This is a genomic window from Brevundimonas sp. (genome assembly GCF_018608325.1).
Taxonomy (GTDB): Bacteria; Pseudomonadota; Alphaproteobacteria; order Caulobacterales; family Caulobacteraceae; genus Brevundimonas.
Genome location: NZ_JABAZW010000120.1, coordinates 2,502 through 4,732, shown reverse-complemented (window position 1 = coordinate 4,732; position 2,231 = coordinate 2,502). Strand labels below are relative to the sequence as shown.

The 2,231-nt window shown below is 67.6% G+C and carries 3 protein-coding genes; all 3 read right to left on the bottom strand.

The annotated features are described in order from the left end of the window. Positions 1 to 158: 158 nt before the first annotated feature. On the bottom strand, positions 159 to 1,253 hold the full coding sequence (locus tag QZ281_RS11995; RefSeq protein WP_292228648.1) for an FAD:protein FMN transferase: 1,095 nt from the start codon (positions 1,251 to 1,253) through the stop codon (positions 159 to 161). Between the two features lie 8 nt (positions 1,254 to 1,261). Further along, on the bottom strand, positions 1,262 to 2,062 hold the full coding sequence (locus QZ281_RS11990) for a DUF4198 domain-containing protein (RefSeq protein WP_292228646.1): 801 nt from the start codon (positions 2,060 to 2,062) through the stop codon (positions 1,262 to 1,264). An 11-nt stretch (positions 2,063 to 2,073) separates the two neighbouring features. Continuing rightward, positions 2,074 to 2,231, bottom strand: a 158-nt coding sequence (locus QZ281_RS11985; protein WP_292228652.1) for a DUF2271 domain-containing protein, incomplete at its 5' end; no start/stop codon positions are given.

Below are 2,231 nucleotides of genomic sequence, written 5' to 3'. Positions count from 1 at the left end.
GACCAGAACCGCCTGCCCGTTCCCCTCGCCCGCCATGGCGTTGGACTGGGCGCGCGCCGACGCCCTGGCCCGACGTTGACGCCAGATGGTCAAGGCGATCAGGGCCAGCCAGAGCACCACCGCCCCGACCGCCCACAGCCAGCGCTGCGGATCAGATGTCACCCGGCCTCATCCATCATGGCGGTGAAGGCAGGCGTCAGCCGTTCGACCAGACCGGCCTCGGTCCGTTCGACGAAATGGGCGGCCAGACCGACCGCCTCGGCATAGTCGGGACCATCGACCGGCCCCATCACCGTCAGGGCCGTGGCGTAGGCGTCCGCCATCATGGCCGAGGCGTGCAGCACCGTGACCGAGGCCAGACCATTATCGACCGGCCGCCCCGTCTCGCCGTTGATCGTATGCGGATAGAGGCGTCCGTTGTGGGTGAAGGCGCGGCGATAGTCGCCACTGGTCGCCACGGCCAGATCAAGCAGGGCCGCCACCGTGCGCGGCGCGGGCGAACCCTCGATACGTTCGATCTCGACCCACCAGGGCTGTGCGTCCGGCTTGACGCCGCGCCCCTTCAGTTCGCCGCCGATCTCGATCAGGTGCGAGGTCGCGCCCATGGCCGTCAGGCGCTCCGACACCTGGTCAACCGCATAGCCCTTGGCGATGCCTGAAAAATCCAGTTGCATCCCGCCGATCTGCATCACGGCCTGGGCGTCGCGGTGCATCCGCAACTTCTGCCAGCCCGACACCTTACGCGCCGCCTCGACCTCATCATCCGACGGCACCGGCAGCAGGGCCGAGCGCGGGCCGGGCGGGCCAAAGCCCCACAGATCGACCAGCGCCCCCAGCGTCGGATCAACCGCGCCGTTCGTTTCGTCGCCCAGATCCATCGCCGCGTTCAGCACCGTCCACAGCGGATCGGACAGCGCCCACATCCCCTCGGGCGCAGCGTTGAAACGGCTGATCTCGCTGTCGAACTCCCACGGGCTGAAGATATCGACGACGGCGGTCAGTTCTTCCTCGATAGCCGTGCGGATCACCGCCTCGTCCACGCCGGGAGGCGCGATGACCCGCGCGCTCCACGTCGTACCCATGGTCTGGCCGTCCAGCGCGCGGATGATGTCGCTGGGCGGACGCGGGGGGCCGCCTTCCATGGCGGGAATCAGAACACGATTGTCGGCCCGATCCCCAAGCGGAACCGGGTCGCCGATGGTGATCACGGGCGGCGCGCCGCGCGACCCGCGGGAAAAGGGATTGTCGGACATGCCCGGACTTAGGGCAGGACTTCCAGCGCCGCCACATAGCTGGCGTTCGCCGCCAGATTCTGGCCCTCGCCCGGCGTGCGGACCGAGGCGTTCAGCCAGTACAGGCCCGCAACCGGCCAGGTGATCGAGAAGGCGCCGTCAGCGCCGGTCGTGGTCGTGATTTCTTCGGGGGCGTTGCGGTAACGCTGTCCGCCGCGCGCCACGGTCACCTCGACGCCAGAGGCGGGCTGGCCGTCCTTCAGCAGTTTGAAGGTCGCGGTCTCGCCCTCGGCCAGATCATTCGGATGGGTCACCGGCACCAACTCCAGACCCTGCCCCGTCGGGGTGAAGACGCTGGTGGTGGCGTTGTTCAGGGTGACGAAGGTTTCGATGCGGCTGGCGTTGCGGGTCGCCTGCACGTCGGTCGCGCCTGCAGGCAGACCTGCGGGATACTCTGCCGCCGTGCCGCGCCAGCGCTTCTGTTCGCCGTTCAGCTTGTAGCTGGCGTTCACGCCGCTGGAGACATTGGCAATCTTGTAGGTGCCGTTCTGGGTCAGATGCACGTCAAAGGTCGAACGATACTGGCCCTGCATCAAGTGCTCTGGCTGGACAGTTGCACCGTCGGGTGCGGTGACGACCACATTGTCCAGACGCATGGCGGCGTGGTCAGGATTGAAGACCTGATTGGACATGCCGGCGTCGAAACCGACCCAGGCGTCATTGCCTGAAAGCGTGGTGGCGGTCGGGGCCAGCCACGCACGGTGGGCCTGCGCCGCCATCGGCGCAGCAAGGGCGGCAGCCAGGGTCAGAAGGGCGATGGTCTTCTTCATGGTTTCAGTCCTTAGCGAGAGACGGTGACGCTGACGGCGCCCAGTTCGGTTGATCCTGCGGCATTGGCGGTGTTGGCCGCGCCCCAGCGGAAGGGAACGCGCACGACTTCGCGCCCGCCCAGTTCGCGGGCCGCCTCAACGATCAGGCTGTACTGGCCGGGTTGCAGGC